Raw genomic sequence first — 16,101 nt, forward strand, 5'->3', positions numbered from 1 at the left:
ATTGTTTAATAACATTTTATTGGGAACAAATGCTTCTTATTTTCTTAACTTGAAAAGAAAAAAAACAATGTCAAACACTTTTAAAACAATTAATCCAACCAACGAAGAAGTTATTCAAACGTACACGCATATGACTTCTAAAGAAACTGAAGATGCTGTACAATCTTGTCATAATGCCTTTTTAGAATGGAAGAAAAATACTCCCCAACAGCGAGCTTCTTATATTAAGAAAGTAGGGGAGGCACTTCAAAATCATAGAGATGAACTTGTTCATTTAATGACCAATGAAATGGGAAAGTTACTCCAACAGAGTAAACAAGAGGTAAATTTATGTACTCAAATTTGCACTTGGACGGCAGAAAACGGCCCAGAACATTTAAAAGATGAAGAGCGAGAGTTGCCTAATAGCGGCAAAGGGGTCATTACGCATTCCCCAATAGGTGTTATTTACGGAATCCAACCTTGGAATTTTCCAGTCTATCAAGTAATGAGGTATACCATTGCTAATCTTATGGCGGGGAACGCCGTCTTATTAAAACACGCTGCAAATGTGACGGGAACTGCTTTACTCTTAGAAAAAATTTTAGGGGAGGTTGGTTTTCCTAAAGACTTGTTTAAAGTCTTAGTGATTGATCACGACATGTCTGATAATGTAATTAAAAATAAATTGGTACGCGGAGTAACCCTTACCGGAAGTCCAGAAGCAGGTAAAGTTATAGGGGCAAAAGCAGGAGCCGAATTAAAGAAAACGGTTTTAGAATTGGGTTCTAATGATGCTTATATTGTATTGAAAGATGCCGATATTGATCTTGCTGTAAAAACTTGCGTTAACGGAAGAATTTATAACAATGGCGAAACTTGTGTAGCGGCCAAACGTTTTCTAATTGTAGAAGAGGTTTATGAAGAGTTTAAGAAGGCTTATGTAGAACAGATGAAAGCTATAAAAGTTGGAGATCCTACAGGAAAAGATGCTCAAATAGGACCTATGGCAAGAAAAGATTTGAGAGAGAAACTACACGATCAAGTAGAGGAAAGTGTAAAAAACGGAGCTAAAATTTTATGCGGCGGAGAAATCCCTGAAGGCAAAGGATTTTATTATCCTGCTACCGTTTTAGAAAATGTCACTTCTGGGCAGCCTGCTTATGATGATGAGTTATTTGGACCCGTTGCGTCGTTAATTAAAGTAAAAGATGAAAAAGAAGCTTTTAAAGTAGCTAATTCTAGTCGTTTTGGTCTAGGTGGCGGAATATTCACCAAAGATGAAGGCAAAGCTTTTGAGCTGGCTAAACATCATTTTGATACAGGTATGGTATTTATTAATTCCTTTGGGCTTGCGCAACCTAATATGCCATTTGGCGGAGTAAAAGATTCGGGTTACGGAAGAGAACACGGAGGCTTTGGAATGAAAGAATTTGTGAACTCCAAAGCGATGATGCGTTTAAAGTCTTAAAAAATATTTTTTAAATTTAAAAGCTGCATATTTTTCTATGCAGCTTTTTTTATGAATTATTTTGAAAGTAAAGACGTATCAAAAAGTCTATTTCATTTTATCCTCATTTTCCATGTTTGCCATTCTTTCTTTATGTTTTTCAACATCCCAGGTCATATCCCAGTTAGAAACATAATCAGCAATAGAACCTAAGCCTACTTTTGCTCTTCGTTCATCTACATTTTCTGGGTCGATTAATGCAGAAACATAAAATTCTCCTGTCTCTTGATCTCTGCCTATTTGACTTCCGTAAATTTGTTTTTCTCCTTTTCTTAAGGCTACTCGATCTTCTAATAAAGCTAAACTACTCGCTTGTGCATTTCCTTTTTCTACTGCTTCTCGCATCATAGGAAGGTATTTTTCTTGTACTTCTAAATCTGCGTGTTGTATTACTAAAAATAAAGTAGAATTTCCACGTCTACCAATCACATCAGTTCCTAACCATCCGCGTTCATCTAATATTTCTTGAATCTTAATTAGATTGATAGAATCTTTCTCTGTAATAGTGGCCCAATGTGCTTTCATCTCTTTAGAGTCTCTGCCATATTCCGCTTCTACTTCGCTTATTTGTCTTCTTAAACCTTGATCATCCTTAAATATAGTATCTAGCGTCGCTACAAGAGGCTTGTCGAGATTGGCTTCTGCCTTTTCTTTATTCGCTTTTACCTGTGTTAAAACTTCATCCCAACGTTGGTCGTCGTGCAAATTGTTTAAATCAGAATCTGTGGTAATGTGATCGTAGTTGATGTAATTTCCTTCGTTTGCCACGTTTAATAACTGCACAAATGAAGAGTCTACTTTATTGGCCAATGCCCAAGAACAAGCAGCATTGTACCTGTCGGTAGAATTAGATTTTTCACCAAGAACTTTAAAAGCCTCATTATATTTTCGCGCCGATTTTAAATATTCTTTTTCATCATAAAAATTCCATGCTTCACTTTTTAGCCCATTGTACATAGCCATTTCTTCTGGGCTAGGTTCTTTTTCTACCCTTTTTTCTGTAGTATTTTCGTTCGTTTCTTTTTGTTGATTTTTACAAGCACTAATCGCAATAGCGAGTGCTAGAAGAAGAATTGTTTTTTTCATATGTTAAAATTTATGCCATCAAAAATTGATAAATGGGTTAGTTTCTACTTATAAATATATATAAATCTAAATTAACAAAGCGTATTTTTTTCCGTCAAGCGGAATAGATACGTTTCATTTTAAACAGGGTAGCTCTAATCAAAAAAAAAGCTTCAGGCGTTAACCTGAAGCTTTTAAAAATATAATTTCTCTCTTAGAACCTGAATCCTAAGGTAAATATAAGTCGGTTATCTTCATCACTCATGTAGTAACCTACATTGGCCGTAAAGGCACTAAACCCGTTAATAAATACAGAACCCCCGTAACTATTGTGCCATTTGTTTGAATCTTCACCTTCCATCCAAACTCTACCGTAATCAAACCCTGCAGTAATTCCTATTCGTAATGGAATAAAATTGGTTCTTACTTTGGCAACACCCACACGTAAATCGGTGCTATGAAAGAAGGAGCTTTCTCCTAAAAATCGATCGTTTCTAAATCCGCGTAAGCTTTCATTTCCTCCTATAGTTGCGGCATGATAAAATTCGTAATCTTCGCCAAAATCACCTAAAACAAAATTCGCACTTGCACGTGTTGCTACTGCAGCAACGCCACTTTCGTGAATAGGATAGACAAAAGAAACCGTCGGATTCAAATACGTGAACTGATTATCAAAATCTTCATTGATACTCGATTTATATCCTGCCTTTAAATCTAATTCCATTCCTCTTCTTGGGTAGCCAATCATACTACCTTTGTTGTTAAAGTTGAAACCTACTTCTGCGCCCACATACATCTGATCCGAAAAAACACCATCTTCTTCGGCATAATATTCTCCAATAAAATCATTGTAAGAATCGTCTACTTCGTAAGATTCTATACTGGGTTTAAAATAAGCGGTAACGGTCTCACTCTCTTTATAAATTAAAGATGGAGCTACGTGCCATTGCTTAATGGGTACTCGGTTAAAATCTTTGTCTATATCGTTATCATAACTAGTTTCATTCCCTACGCCAAAAAAGTTGATCGAATAATTTGGGCTGGTGAATCTTGCGTCTAGTCCAAAATTCCAATTGTAGAAAATATGTGCAAACTCTCCGTAATACTTCACTTCAAAGCCTTGGGTCGCCGAAAAATAATTGGCAGTTAGGGTATGCTGCGTGGTAAATGGATTTCTCACTAAACCATAGGTAGTAAACGTATTGGATAAGCCTGCTTTAAAACCAGCATCAGGATCAAAACCTACACTTGGCAACACTACATTACTAGAGTAGATTTTTTTATTGGGATCATAGTTATTGATAGAGTAGGAGTCGGTTAATCTTTTGGAGCCTACATTTTTTAAGGTGTTCTTCTTAGATCTATAATCGTAAACTTTGGTTTTCGCTTTTCTTTCAAAATCATAGATATCGTTTTCTTCTCCTCCTAAAATCTTTATTTTGATAAGCTTGTTTCCATCTCCTTCTACCTTAAATTCATCGTGGCCATCTAAACCATAAACCCAGATCTCTTTAGTTTCTTTGGCGTTGTATTCGTTAGAAAAAATAATTTCACCTTCTTCTTTAATTTCAATTTTGGTGATGCCATTATCTTTTCTGGTAATTAAGAATTTATTGTCTTCTTGGGTTCCGGTAACGGTTACGAATTTCTTAAAGTAGCTATAATATTCTTTTGCAATATTCACAATATTAGCTCTTCTTAGCTTCAAGGTTTCTTTAATTTGAGCTATACTTTCATCTTGCGCATCTTGAGGCAATTCCGCGAAAGCGTTTTCAATATCCTCATCACTCAAATTATTCTGAATGTATTGGGCTTGTTTTTCCCATTCTTTCCAATTAGAAGACTTGATAAATATTTTATCTAAAGGATAGCCAGCAGCATTAAACCATTTGTAGTTTTTGATTTCTGCCTCATAGTTTTGCATCACTCTTAACAAGGGAACACCTAACTTTAATAAAGCTAAAATAGGCCCGTCATATTTAGGAAAAGCTTGATCCCTGTCTCTTGGGATGGCTTGGTAAATGTCTTTCCCTCCTTTTTCGTATTTAGCCCAACGCCATTGGTCTTGGTGTCTATCCCAATCGCCAATAAGCATATCAAAAATACGCGCTTTTATATATTCGGCTTCATTTATCTTTGCATCTTTATTGTCTTGCAGCTCTAAAATCATATCTGCCGTACTTATAATATCTTCTGAAGCACCAAAGGTTTTAAAATCTTTATTCTCGTCGCCTACGTGTTCCTCTAACATATATAACTTATCTCCATAAGATTCATTAAACCTATCTAGGCCAATTTGTTTAGGAACGTAATATATTTTAGGGTTGGCGTGAAGAATACCTAAACTTTCAGAAAGTCCGTTAACGGCAAATGGAGCGTAAGGATGCGCCGTTGTGTAGAAATCGGTGATGATGTCCTCGGCTACGGTATTTCTCATATAATCTACCACATAATGATCTTTAATGCTCGATTGGATAAACCTAACCGCACTTTTTCTCATCTCTCTAAGCGTAAACTCGTTCTCGTTGTCATCTAAGAGTCTTAATGATCTAGACTGGTTACCTCCTCCTGCAGAAATTGCTTTGGGATTTCCTGGAAGCTCATCTAAAAACAATACGGGAACTTCAATTTTTTTACCATAAACCTTGCGGTAATGATCTCCCCAAGCCCAGGTATGTAAACCCGATTTATTTACTTCCTTTTCGGTATAAACCGAAGCTTTATAGGTTTTTCCAAATTCACTTTTTTGATGAAAATCTACTTCGTCAAGAGTAGCTCTTTCTCGTTTTATGATTGTACTGTAAATGGGAGTAACGCTGCTTTCTAAGTTGTAAAAGTCTACTTGAGAACTTCCATTTGTAAAAACGCTTAATTTAGCGTAACCAGGTTCTTCGCTTCCAAAAAAGCCTTTATCCTCTTCGGGTCTTGTCTTCTGTGTTTCTCCGGTCGAGCCACTTATAATCTGTGGGATTCCGTCGTCTGCTAAGTATTGTAAATTTTTATGATTTCCTGAAACAAAGATCACATCTTCAAATTGGCTAGCAACTGTTTCTAGTCTTCCCACAAGAGCTTGCATTTGATTGCTATAATATTCTTGACTAGAAAAACCACCCATTCTCCCAAAGAAACCTTTGCGGTTAGCACTCATAATAGGATGATGCACCGCTACAATAACGGTTTTGTCTTGGTTGTCTTTCAACTCATCTTTAAACTCGGCTAGAAAAGCGCTTCGGGTTTTATACTCACATTTGTTATTGATGTAAGGATAGTGATCCCAATCTTCTATATACCATTGAGAATCTACCATTACTAAATAGGTATCATCACTTAGTTCTTTCCCGTCAATAGGACAACCGTCATTGGGCCAAAATTTCGCTTTGCTATGATCTTGTAAGAAAGATTCTAAATCATCAATGTTTTTATGACCGCCTTTATTGTTCCATTCATTTCTCCCCGGAGTAAAAATAACATTACCCTTAAAGTCTTTAAGAGGATTTAATAAACCCTGCGTTAAATAGGCTTCTTCTTTTTTTCTTTTATCTTCGTCATCAGGATAACCTATTTCCCGAGTTAAATTTCCTAAAACTACAATAGCGGCATCTTCATCTTGCTGAGAAGAGTTTACGATTTGTTCTAGAATTTTATCAGACTTAGAATCTTTCTCTAAACCTGTATTTGCTGTAAAGTATATTGTTTTAGATAGTTCTCGGTTCTTTTCTTGAGCTAAAGCATCTAAGGATAAAAACAAAAAAATACTTGAGAAAATCATTAAAAACTTATGATTTCCTTTTATTTGAGAATAGTAATTTTGCATATATTTAGGTGTGATCATTAATTAGTAGGCTAAATTTGAATAAAAATTTTTAATTGGAATTTTTTTTAACGCATTATAACATTTTTTCAAGCTTTCTTTAAAAGTTTAAATATTCATAATAGCATCCGTAAATTTACGTAAATTATGTAAAAAAAGTTTTGGATAGATGGCGATTTTAAATCAAAAAAAAATAGGTAATTCATATAAGAATGAACCAGTATTTTTAATTAAAAGGCAAGGACTAAAGATTAAAAAATTAAAGCTAAACTTTAACTTAACTTAAACACTTAAAAAGGACTGCGTTAAGTTTTTGCTGAATAAATTTGATGATTAATAAAAGAAGAGTGAGTAAACCCCAACCTGTCATAAAAAAGAAGTCTAAACTTAAGAAAATTTTGCGCTTTATTGCCAAGTTTTTCTTAATTCTACTTATCATCCTAGTGCTCTTGCTTCTTTTTATTAGAAGCCCTTGGGGACAAGGGATTATTGTAGATAAAGTGACCAATTATGTGTCTAATAAAACGCATACAAAAGTCGAGATAGAGAAACTCTTTATCACTTTTTCTGGAGACATTTCTGTGAAAGGGCTTTACATCGAAGACCAAAAAGGAGACACCCTTATCTATACCAAATCTTTAGAGGCCGATATTCCGTTATGGAGTATTCTAAAAAAGAATGAAATCAATATTGACGATGTAGAGGTAGAAGAACTCACCGCCAATGTGATTCAAAAAGATAGTCTTAGCGGATTTAATTATCAATTCTTGATCGATGCTTTTGTTAGCGATACCACGCAAACAGAAGAAGTAGAAGAAGATCCTAATGCAGAACCTTATACCTTTTCTTTGGGAACCCTTGCTTTAAGAAAGATCAATCTAAATTACCAAGACGAAGTTGCGGGAACTTTCTTAAAACTAAAATTACAAGACTTAGAGGTTAAAGGAAAAAAGCTAGACTTAGATAAAAGTATCTACGAGTTAAAATACGTAAGACTTAGTCAAACCTCTGTAAGTTATCAGCAAACCAAACCTATGGTTAGTGAAGAACAAGACACAGTTCCCTTGCCTCAATTAGCGATAGGAGAAATAGAGTTAAAGAACGTAAGTGCCGTTTATGACTCCCAGCCAGACGATTTAAAGGCGATTGTAGACCTTCAAGATTTCTTCGCAGAGGTTCCTATGATCAATTTACAAGAACAACAAGTAGAGATTAGCAACTTAAAATTGCATAACTCTCTAGTTGATATCAAAACAGGCAAGCCAGAGGAAGAGGTTCAGGAAGAACCCGCAGCAGATTCTTCTTTTTGGCCAGATTGGGAAGTAGAAGTAAGTGATGTCGATTTTAAAGATAATAAAATTGCTTTCCGTCAAGCGGAAGAAAAAACCAAAGCCGGAGAATTTAATCCCTTAGCTTTTCAACTCAACAGCTTCAACTTACTAGCAGAAAAACTACAGCTTTCAAAAAATGAAACCGCGGTAGTGAACCTAGATGCACTTTCTTTTGAAGAGGCGGGAGGCTTTAGCCTTAAAGAGCTCTCTACACAAATTTCTTTAGAACCTCAAAGCTTACAAATAAATAATTTAAATCTAGCCACTCGTAAAAGTAACCTTAACGGAAGCTTATCTGCGAGTTTTGCTTCCCTGCAAGATTTTATGGATCGTCCAGAGAAGGGAAGTTTTCAAATTTCGGTGCCCAATTTTAAGGTAGACGCGAAGGAAGCCTATTATTTTTCTCCCGAATTACGCCAAAACGAAGAATTTAAAAAGATAGCGGCTAAAAATTTCTACGGAAAAATAAATACTAACGGGACTTTAGCCAACTTACAATTAAAAGACACCAAGTTAAATTGGGGGAATAAAACTTCTGTCGTTGCCTATGGGAATCTAAAAAATGTGACCGATACCGATAATTTGATGTTTGATATTCAGCAATTCAGTATTAATTCTGTCAAAGAAGATTTATTGGTTTTTGCTTCCGAAGAAGATTTGGGAATCAGTCTTCCAGAAACAGTAAAAATTGAGGGAGAATTAAAAGGCCGTTTAGACCGACTTTCCGCGAAAGCGCAAATGACCATTCCAGAAGGTGTAGTAAAAGTAAACGGATCTTTTAGAAACGACAACCAACTTGCTTTTGATACAAAACTAGAAACCATCGACTTAGATTTGGGCAAAATTTTACAAATGCCGGAGCTTGGAAAGATTTCTTTATCTTTAGAAAGCTCTGGGAGCGGAAAAGATATGAACTCCTTAGATGCCACTTTAGATTCTCAGTTTACTCAGCTTACGTATAACGATTACGATTTATCTGCGATCAAACTCGATGGAAAAATCGTAAATGGAACGGGAGATGTAAATCTTGATTTTAAAGATAAGAATGTAAATCTAAAATTGGATTCTCACATTATTTTAGATTCGGTGGCTCCAGAGGTAGATTTTAATGCCAAAATGGAAGGCATAGATTTTTATGCCTTAGGCCTTTCTGATAAAGATATCAAAGCAAAGGTATATGTAGACGGTCATTTTAAAGGCAATTCTGAAGATTTTACTGCGCAGGTAAACATCACTGATGGAGTAGTGGTTTACGATGAAAAACCTTATTATTTGGGAGATATTGCAATGGATTCTCAAGTGACCAAAGACAGTACAGCTTTAACGATTGATGGGAGTTTCTTAAAAACAACATTAAACTCCAATGCGAGTCCAGATCAAATTATGAAGGCGTTACAACATCATGCCAATCACTATTTTAAAGAAACGCTTCATAACGATACGATACCTCATTTTGTAAACCTGCAGATGGAAACCACCATTACCGAGTCGCCTATTATTAGTGATGTTTTCCTTGACGGAGTTAAAGAAATGGACACGATTTACTTTAAGGTAGATTTTGATGAAGAGAAGGAAGATCTTAAAGCAAGAGTTTCTTTACCGCGTTTGGTATACCAAAACAATAGATTAGACAGCTTGCAAATAAATATAGATTCTAATAGTGAGGAAGCTAATTTTAGTGCTGGGTTTGGTAACCTAGAAGCAGGTCCGTTGGCGATAAATAAAACCGCTATTAGCGGAAGCCTCACTCAAGATACCTTATATCTAGACTTTAACTCGTATGCAAAAGGCGAGAAACTTTACCGCGTAAAGTCAGAAATGACTGGAGATGACGAAAAACTTGTATTTAGAATCAATCCTTCAGAATTAATTTTAAACCGGGAGCCTTGGGAAATGCCTACTTCCAATCAAATCAGTATTTCTAAAAAAGAGATCGCTTTCCAAGATTTTGTAATGTCTAACGCAAATCAAGAGATTAAACTTAGCGACGACCTAGGAGAAACCGAAGATCATTTAGGCATTGCGCTTAAAAACTTTGAACTCTCTACGTTTATGAGCTACTTTAATCCAGAGGAGTATTTGGCATCGGGTACAGTTAATGGGGATTTTAAAATTATAAATCCGTTAGAAGATTGGGGACTTGTAGCCGATATGAATATTGATAATTTTGAAGCGGTAGAAATTCCATTAGGAAAATTAGAACTTACGGCAAATTCAGTAGGACTTAAGAAGTATGATTTTAACTTAGGAATACAAGGCGAGAATATAGATTTAAAACTAGATGGCGATTATGTAACCCAAAAATCGGGTCCGCAGCTTAATGTAGAATTAGACCTCAATAAGTTGGCGATGACAGTTCTACAAGGTTTTTCTGGAGAAGCGCTAAAAGAGTCTAAAGGAAGCATGATGGCGAATTTTAAAGTAGATGGGCCATTAGATGATATCAATTATAAAGGAGAGGTTAATTTTAAAGATGCCGAGTTTTTAGTAAGTATGCTTAACTCTAAGTTTAGTTTAAATGAGGATATAATTAAGGTAGATAATAAAGGTGTTTACTTTAATAAATTCTCGATTAGCGATGCACAAAGTAATGACTTTACGGTGAATGGAGAGATTCTAACCAAAGACCTTACAGATCCTAGCTTTGATTTAAGCATTAAAGCCAATGATTTTGAAGCGCTTAATTCTACGATAGAAGATAATGAACTTTATTATGGAAAAGTTGTTTTTGATGTAGATGCTACCGTAAAAGGAAAGTTGAGTTTTCCGAAAGTAAAAGCTAAACTTACCGTAGATGAAAAAACCGATGCTACTTATATTCTACCAGAAGCCCAAGTAGATATTGTGGAGCGTGACGGAGTCGTAATCTTTGTCAATAAAGAAAATCCAGATGCTATTTTAACACGTCATAATAAAGATGAGGTGACTGCAGTGATTTCGGGAATAGAGCTAAATACAGAGCTAGTTATAGAACCTAATTCTACGTTTAATATCATTTTAGATCAGAGAACAGGAGATAATTTACAAGTGGTTGGAGACGGAAATCTATTTTTTAATATAGAAAGAAGCGGAAGAACTACACTCACCGGAAGGTATGAGATTAGCGACGGTCATTATGAAATGAGTTTATACAACTTGGTAAAAAGAAAATTTGATATTGCCCCAGAAAGCTCGGTTTCGTGGAATGGAGATCCTATGAATGCCGATTTAGATGTAAAAGCGATTTATGATGTGAAAACTTCGGCTTCCGGTTTAATGGCGAGTCAAACTTCTGGAGAATCCTCTTCTGAACAGAATAAATTTAAACAGCGACTTCCTTTTATGGTCTATCTTAATGTAAAAGGAGAATTAGACAAACCTATTTTAGAATTTAGTTTAGATATGCCCGAAGAGGAACGCGGAGCTATTGGCGGTGCCGTCTACGGAAGAATTTCTCAGCTTAATCAACAGGAAGATGAGTTGAATAAGCAAGTATTTTCTTTATTGGTGCTCAACCGATTTTTTCCACAATCAGGAACCGATGGTAGTGAAGGAGGAGCGGCGGTTGTAGCAAGAGATAACCTAAATCAAGCCTTGTCTGATCAATTGAATGTATTTTCAGATAAGCTTACCGGTAATACAGGAATAGAGCTTAATTTTGGACTTGAAAGTTATACCGATTATCAAGGATCTTCGCCAGAAAGTAGAACCGATTTAAATATTAGTGCCAGTAAAAAGCTGTTCAACGATAGGTTGGTAGTTTCTGCAGGAAGTGAAGTAGGAGTGCAAGGAGAAGCACGCCCAGGAGAAGATAATCCTGTAATTGGAAATGTAAGTGTTGAATATTTATTAACCGAAAGTGGTAGGTGGCGCTTACGCGGATTTAGAAAAAGTGAGTACGAGAATATTATTGACGGACAAGTATTTGTAAGTGGAATTGCTTTAATTTTTACGCGAGAGTTTAATAAGTTTAGCGAGTTATTTGCAAAGGAAATCAAGAAAGAAGAAGCAGCTCAAAAGCAAGAGAAGGAAGAAGAAGAAGAATCTTCTCCTAAGGAAGAGAAGAAAGAGAAAGAAAAAGAAAACACTTCCGCAGACGCGATAAAAGAAGAAGAAAATTAATGAGAAAGCATATCAAAATCAACTACTCTTTTGTTTTTATAGCCGTTATTTTATTAATGGTGCTTAACGCTTGTGCGGTAAAAAAATATGTTCCAGAAGGAGAGTTTTTATACCGTGGCGCAAAAATTAATATAGAAGATACGCTAGAGGTTAAGAATAAGCCTGAGTTGCAAGCAGAGCTAGATAACTTGCTTTATCCTCAACCCAATGCCAAGTTTTTAGGACTTTATCCTGGCTTGCATTATTATTATATAGGTCAAAAAGAAAAACCAGGGTTTATCAACCGGTTTTTAAGCAAGAAATTAGGAGAGGAGCCTGTTTATATGTCAGATGTGGATGTGAACGGCACCGAGGATATTATTGAAAATAGACTAGAAAACAATGGTTTCTTTAGCAGCAGGATTACTTCCGCCGTAGAGCGAGATAGTAGTGCGATAACCGCAAAAGCAGAATATGATGTTAAGCTTACCGCACCTTATCAAATGGAGACTTTTACGGTAGAAAAAGATTCTCTAGATTCATTATCGTTAAGATTGGTAAAGGATATTGAGCTTTCGATGGAGGAAACGCTTATCGAAAAAGATATGCGCTTTGATTTGACTAGTTTTAAAAAAGAAAGAGAGCGAATAGACAATTTTTTAAAGCAAAAAGGTTATTATAATTTTAACCCTAATTTTATCATTTTTGAAGCCGATACGAATCAGTATGATAAAAGAAAATTTGATTTATTTCTTCGCTTAAAAGAAGGCGTTCCAGAACGATCTAAGGTGACTTATATTTTAGATAAGGTGAATATTTATCCCAATGAAGCGCTAGACTCAGATGAAGGGGTGGAAGATACCACCGTGTATGATCGTTTACATTACATTCAAAAAGATAATTTTTTTAAACCCCGTCGTATGGATCCGTATATTCTATTACGTCCGGCGCAAAAGTACAATCCTTTATTCTCAAAATATACGAGTCGGCGTTTGTCTTCTATTGGGATTTATAAGTACGTGAATATTCGCTATAACGAAACCGATACCATCACCGATGAGGATGGCTACAGGCATTTAGAAGCAGATATTCGTTTGTCTCCATTTAATAAACGAACGCTAAGAGCAGAACTGCAAGCGGTAACAAAATCTAATAATTTTGCAGGCCCTGGATTGGGGTTAACTTACCTTGACCGGAATTTGTTTAGAGGTGGGGAAATTTTAAGAATTACCGGAATCTTTGCCTACGAGCAACAGTTCTCTGGGCAAGGAAGCCAATCTGGATTGCGAAGCATACAATTTGGTTTAAATTCCTCGTTAACCTTTCCAAGATTGATGTTTCCTATCGACTTTAATAAGCGATTTAAGTATTCTATACCGCAGACACAAATTAAACTGGGAGTGGATTATTTAGACCGGAGTCAGTTGTATTCACTTACCTCTTTTTCTACTTCGTTTGGATACATCTGGAAAGCTAATAAGTTTGTGACGCATGAAATTAACCCCATCAATATCAATTACGTAAAACTGGGCAATACGAGTGATGAATTTAATCAGATTTTAGAAGATAATCCGTTTTTAAAGCGAAGCTTTGAACAGCAGTTTATCGCGGGACTTACCTACAGCTTCACCTATAATGAATTGTCTGACGCTTCAAAAAGAGGCGCATTTTACTTGAAGTTTAATTTTGATGTGGCAGGAAATACCATCGATTTACTGGCAAAAGAAAACAGCGAAGGAGATCGAACTTTTCTAGGTCTTAAATATGCACAATACGCTAAAGCGGATGTAGATTTACGTTATCATTATAAAATAGGAACCAAAGGAGATGTATTGATAGGAAGAGTCTTTGGAGGTGTTGGTTTGCCTTACGGAAATTCTAAATCTCTTCCTTTTGTAAAGCAATACTTTTCTGGAGGACCTTATAGTGTGAGAGCATTCCATATTCGCTCGCTAGGACCAGGAACTTATAATCCAGATGAACAAGGAATAAGTTCTTACTACGATCAAGCGGGAGATATACGTCTAGAAGCCAATATAGAATATCGTTTTCCTTTATTTAGTTTTTTAAAAGGAGCGGTATTCGCCGATGCGGGAAATGTATGGTTAACCAAAGAAAATGAAGCTTTACCGGGAGGGAAATTTTCAGGTAGTTTTGCAGATGAATTGGGAATTGGTGCTGGGGTAGGTTTGCGAGTAGACGTTCAAGGCTTTGTGATTCGTTTTGATCTAGCTTCTCCTTTAAAAAGGCCGGCTAAGAAATTTGATTTTGAATACGATAAACCTGTATTTAACTTTGCTATTGGATATCCCTTTTAAGATTATTTTCGTCTAAGGATTAACCGAATAGATAGCAAAAAATAACTTTTAAAATTCTCCTAAAAGAAGAAAGTTTAGAAAACAGCGTCTTCTAAACTTTACCTCTGTACTTATAAATAATACCGGTTTAATTGGTATAAGCTCTGTTATTTAAACATATCCATTCCTGGAATGCTTGGCATCCCTTCTTTGGCCACCGCTCCAAGTTCTGCTTCTTGAATATCGGTGGCTTTTTTAATGGCGTTGTTTAAGGTAAGTACCAAGTAATCTTCTAATTGTTCTTTGTCTTGAAGAAGTTCATCTGCCACTTCAACCGCTTTAATTTCTCTATTAGCGGTGATAGTCACTTTTAATAAGCCGTCATTAGATTTTTCTTCTAGACTCACGGTATCTAATCGTTTTTTCGTTTCTTCTACTTTAGCTTGGGTTTCTTTGATTTTATCCATCATACCCGACATATCTCCAAACATAATTATCTATTTTTTGTGAACTGCAAATGTATTAAAAAAACTATTTGCGCCGATGAATACTAATTTAAAATTGAAGATGCATTCGTTTCCAATTTTATAAAAATTAAAGGATAGGCGGTTCTTAGAGAACAGAATATGACAAAACTTCGTTTGTGGTGTTAGAGAAGAATGGTATAAATCCAAATGGTTAAAGCAAAGAGTAGAGATTCGCAAGGGGAGTGGCTGACTAACCCATTGATGAGAATAAGAGAGCAAAAAACTAGCCTTAATCGCCGTATGTTATAAGCTGCTAAAAAAGGCTTTTGCTATTGCATCGGGATTGATATTTGATAAAGAATACAAAAGTATCTTGGTGAAAGATTAATGAATTTTCACTTGTTTTTTAGCACAGTACTTCGTTTTGCCCAGTTATTTTATATTTGGTTTTGTTCTTTTCTCCAATTTTATCGAATAAATTTAATTCTAATCCTCTTTTTAAATCTCTGCTGGCTGTGGAAGAAGAAATATCTTTAAAAATATCCATATAATCCTTTCTTGAAAACTCATTTTTGTTTAACGATATAAAATATTCAAGTCGGTCTTTCTCATTTAATGTTCGGTTATTGAAGTCCAATAATTTATTGATTGAAACATCAATCACGTTTAGCATATATTCGATAAACTTGGTTGATTTTCCAGATTTATCACTTTGTGCTAATGCTTTATAGTATTTTTCTTGGTCATTACTAATCATAGTTTCAAATGGCAAAAACTCAAAAATTGGATATTTTTCCATTAAAATTAAAGTTTGCCACAATCTTCCCATTCTGCCGTTTCCATCTAAAAATGGATGAATAAATTCCATTTCATAATGAAAAACACAACTTTTAATTAATTCGATTTCCTCTGAATTTTTTAAGTATTGAAAAAGGTCTTTCATTAAAAAAGCTAAATTTTCAGATGGTGGCGCCAAATGTTCGATTTTAGAACCCTTTACAATTCCAACCCCTTGTTTTCTATAATTACCAGCATCTTCAATGAGGCTTTTCATTAAATTTTTATGGACTTTTAAAAATGATTTTTCACTGTTGGGATTATATTGGTTTAAATTTTCATAAATCTCGATTGCATTCAAAACTTCGAGAACATCTTTTTTTGGTCCGATGACTCTTTTCTTTTCGAGTAGGGCAGTTATTTGTTCTTCTGTCAAACTATTTCCCTCTATTTTTAAGGAAGAATGAATCGTTTTTATCCTGTTTTGCTTTCTTAATTTAGGAGAAGGTTTATTTAAATAAGTCGCATTTATTTCTCCAATTTTTTCTGAAATTGAGGTTATTAATTTTAGAATTTTTGGCGTTATTTCGTAAGGAGGATTCATTTTGATACTATCATTTGATAGTATCAAAGATACAATCATTTATCACCAATTATGAATTGAAAACGGAATTTTTTAATTATGCATAACGTGTTTGTATTTGGTAATGTAGACTTCCCCTTTTTAGGACAGTGCTAAATTAGAAAATATTATTCATTTAGACGTTGATTTTGGTTCAAATGG

General features: G+C 35.1%; 7 protein-coding genes and 1 pseudogene. 4 read left to right on the forward strand and 4 right to left on the reverse strand.

Annotation, left to right across the window (positions count from 1 at the left end; translation table 11 throughout):
- Positions 1-67: 67 nt before the first annotated feature.
- Positions 68-1,450, forward strand: coding sequence for an NAD-dependent succinate-semialdehyde dehydrogenase (locus RBU60_RS10825; protein WP_308865019.1), 1,383 nt, complete (start codon positions 68-70; stop codon positions 1,448-1,450).
- An 87-nt stretch (positions 1,451-1,537) separates the two neighbouring features.
- Here the strand turns inward: RBU60_RS10825 and RBU60_RS10830 are convergent, their stop codons facing one another.
- Together RBU60_RS10830 and RBU60_RS10835 are read right to left on the reverse strand one after the other, a co-directional pair.
- On the reverse strand, positions 1,538-2,575 hold the full coding sequence (locus RBU60_RS10830; protein WP_308865021.1) for a DUF6624 domain-containing protein: 1,038 nt from the start codon (positions 2,573-2,575) through the stop codon (positions 1,538-1,540).
- Between the two features lie 193 nt (positions 2,576-2,768).
- Positions 2,769-6,386 (reverse strand): BamA/TamA family outer membrane protein, encoded by a 3,618-nt coding sequence (locus RBU60_RS10835; protein ID WP_308865023.1) that lies wholly within the window; start codon positions 6,384-6,386, stop codon positions 2,769-2,771.
- A 308-nt stretch (positions 6,387-6,694) separates the two neighbouring features.
- Between RBU60_RS10835 and RBU60_RS10840 the strand changes: the two genes are divergently transcribed.
- Entirely contained in the window at positions 6,695-11,797 is a 5,103-nt protein-coding gene (locus RBU60_RS10840) for a translocation/assembly module TamB domain-containing protein (protein ID WP_308865025.1), read from the forward strand.
- Entirely contained in the window at positions 11,797-14,094 is a 2,298-nt protein-coding gene (tamL, locus tag RBU60_RS10845) for a translocation and assembly module lipoprotein TamL (protein ID WP_308865027.1), read from the forward strand. The genes RBU60_RS10840 and tamL overlap by 1 nt, the downstream gene beginning before the upstream one ends.
- 146 nt (positions 14,095-14,240) lie before the next feature.
- Here tamL and RBU60_RS10850 read toward each other — a convergent pair whose 3' ends face one another.
- The gene (locus RBU60_RS10850; RefSeq protein WP_308865029.1) at positions 14,241-14,564 is read right to left on the reverse strand and encodes a YbaB/EbfC family nucleoid-associated protein; all 324 of its coding nucleotides are present in this window, start codon (positions 14,562-14,564) and stop codon (positions 14,241-14,243) included.
- Between the two features lie 247 nt (positions 14,565-14,811).
- On the opposite strand from RBU60_RS10850, the pseudogene RBU60_RS14165 reads away from it, so the two are divergent.
- Positions 14,812-14,928: pseudogene (locus RBU60_RS14165) on the forward strand (IS110 family transposase); the annotation flags it as partial.
- A gap of 18 nt (positions 14,929-14,946) precedes the next feature.
- Here RBU60_RS14165 and RBU60_RS10855 read toward each other — a convergent pair.
- The gene (locus RBU60_RS10855; RefSeq protein ID WP_308865031.1) at positions 14,947-15,921 is read right to left on the reverse strand and encodes a Fic family protein; all 975 of its coding nucleotides are present in this window, start codon (positions 15,919-15,921) and stop codon (positions 14,947-14,949) included.
- Positions 15,922-16,101: the final 180 nt, after the last annotated feature.

This window comes from Mesonia profundi, assembly GCF_031085155.1.
GTDB classification, from domain to species: Bacteria; Bacteroidota; Bacteroidia; order Flavobacteriales; family Flavobacteriaceae; genus Mesonia; species Mesonia profundi.

Bases quoted from the DNA above. Each gene is read 5' to 3' on its own strand.
- RBU60_RS10825 (WP_308865019.1), top strand. From the start codon at position 68: ATGTCAAACACTTTTAAAACAATTAATCCAACCAACGAAGAAGTTATT.
- RBU60_RS10830 (WP_308865021.1), bottom strand. From the start codon at position 2,575: ATGAAAAAAACAATTCTTCTTCTAGCACTCGCTATTGCGATTAGTGCT.
- RBU60_RS10835 (WP_308865023.1), bottom strand. From the start codon at position 6,386: ATGATCACACCTAAATATATGCAAAATTACTATTCTCAAATAAAAGGA.
- RBU60_RS10840 (WP_308865025.1), top strand. From the start codon at position 6,695: ATGATTAATAAAAGAAGAGTGAGTAAACCCCAACCTGTCATAAAAAAG.
- tamL (WP_308865027.1), top strand. From the start codon at position 11,797: ATGAGAAAGCATATCAAAATCAACTACTCTTTTGTTTTTATAGCCGTT.
- RBU60_RS10850 (WP_308865029.1), bottom strand. From the start codon at position 14,564: ATGTTTGGAGATATGTCGGGTATGATGGATAAAATCAAAGAAACCCAA.
- RBU60_RS10855 (WP_308865031.1), bottom strand. From the start codon at position 15,921: ATGAATCCTCCTTACGAAATAACGCCAAAAATTCTAAAATTAATAACC.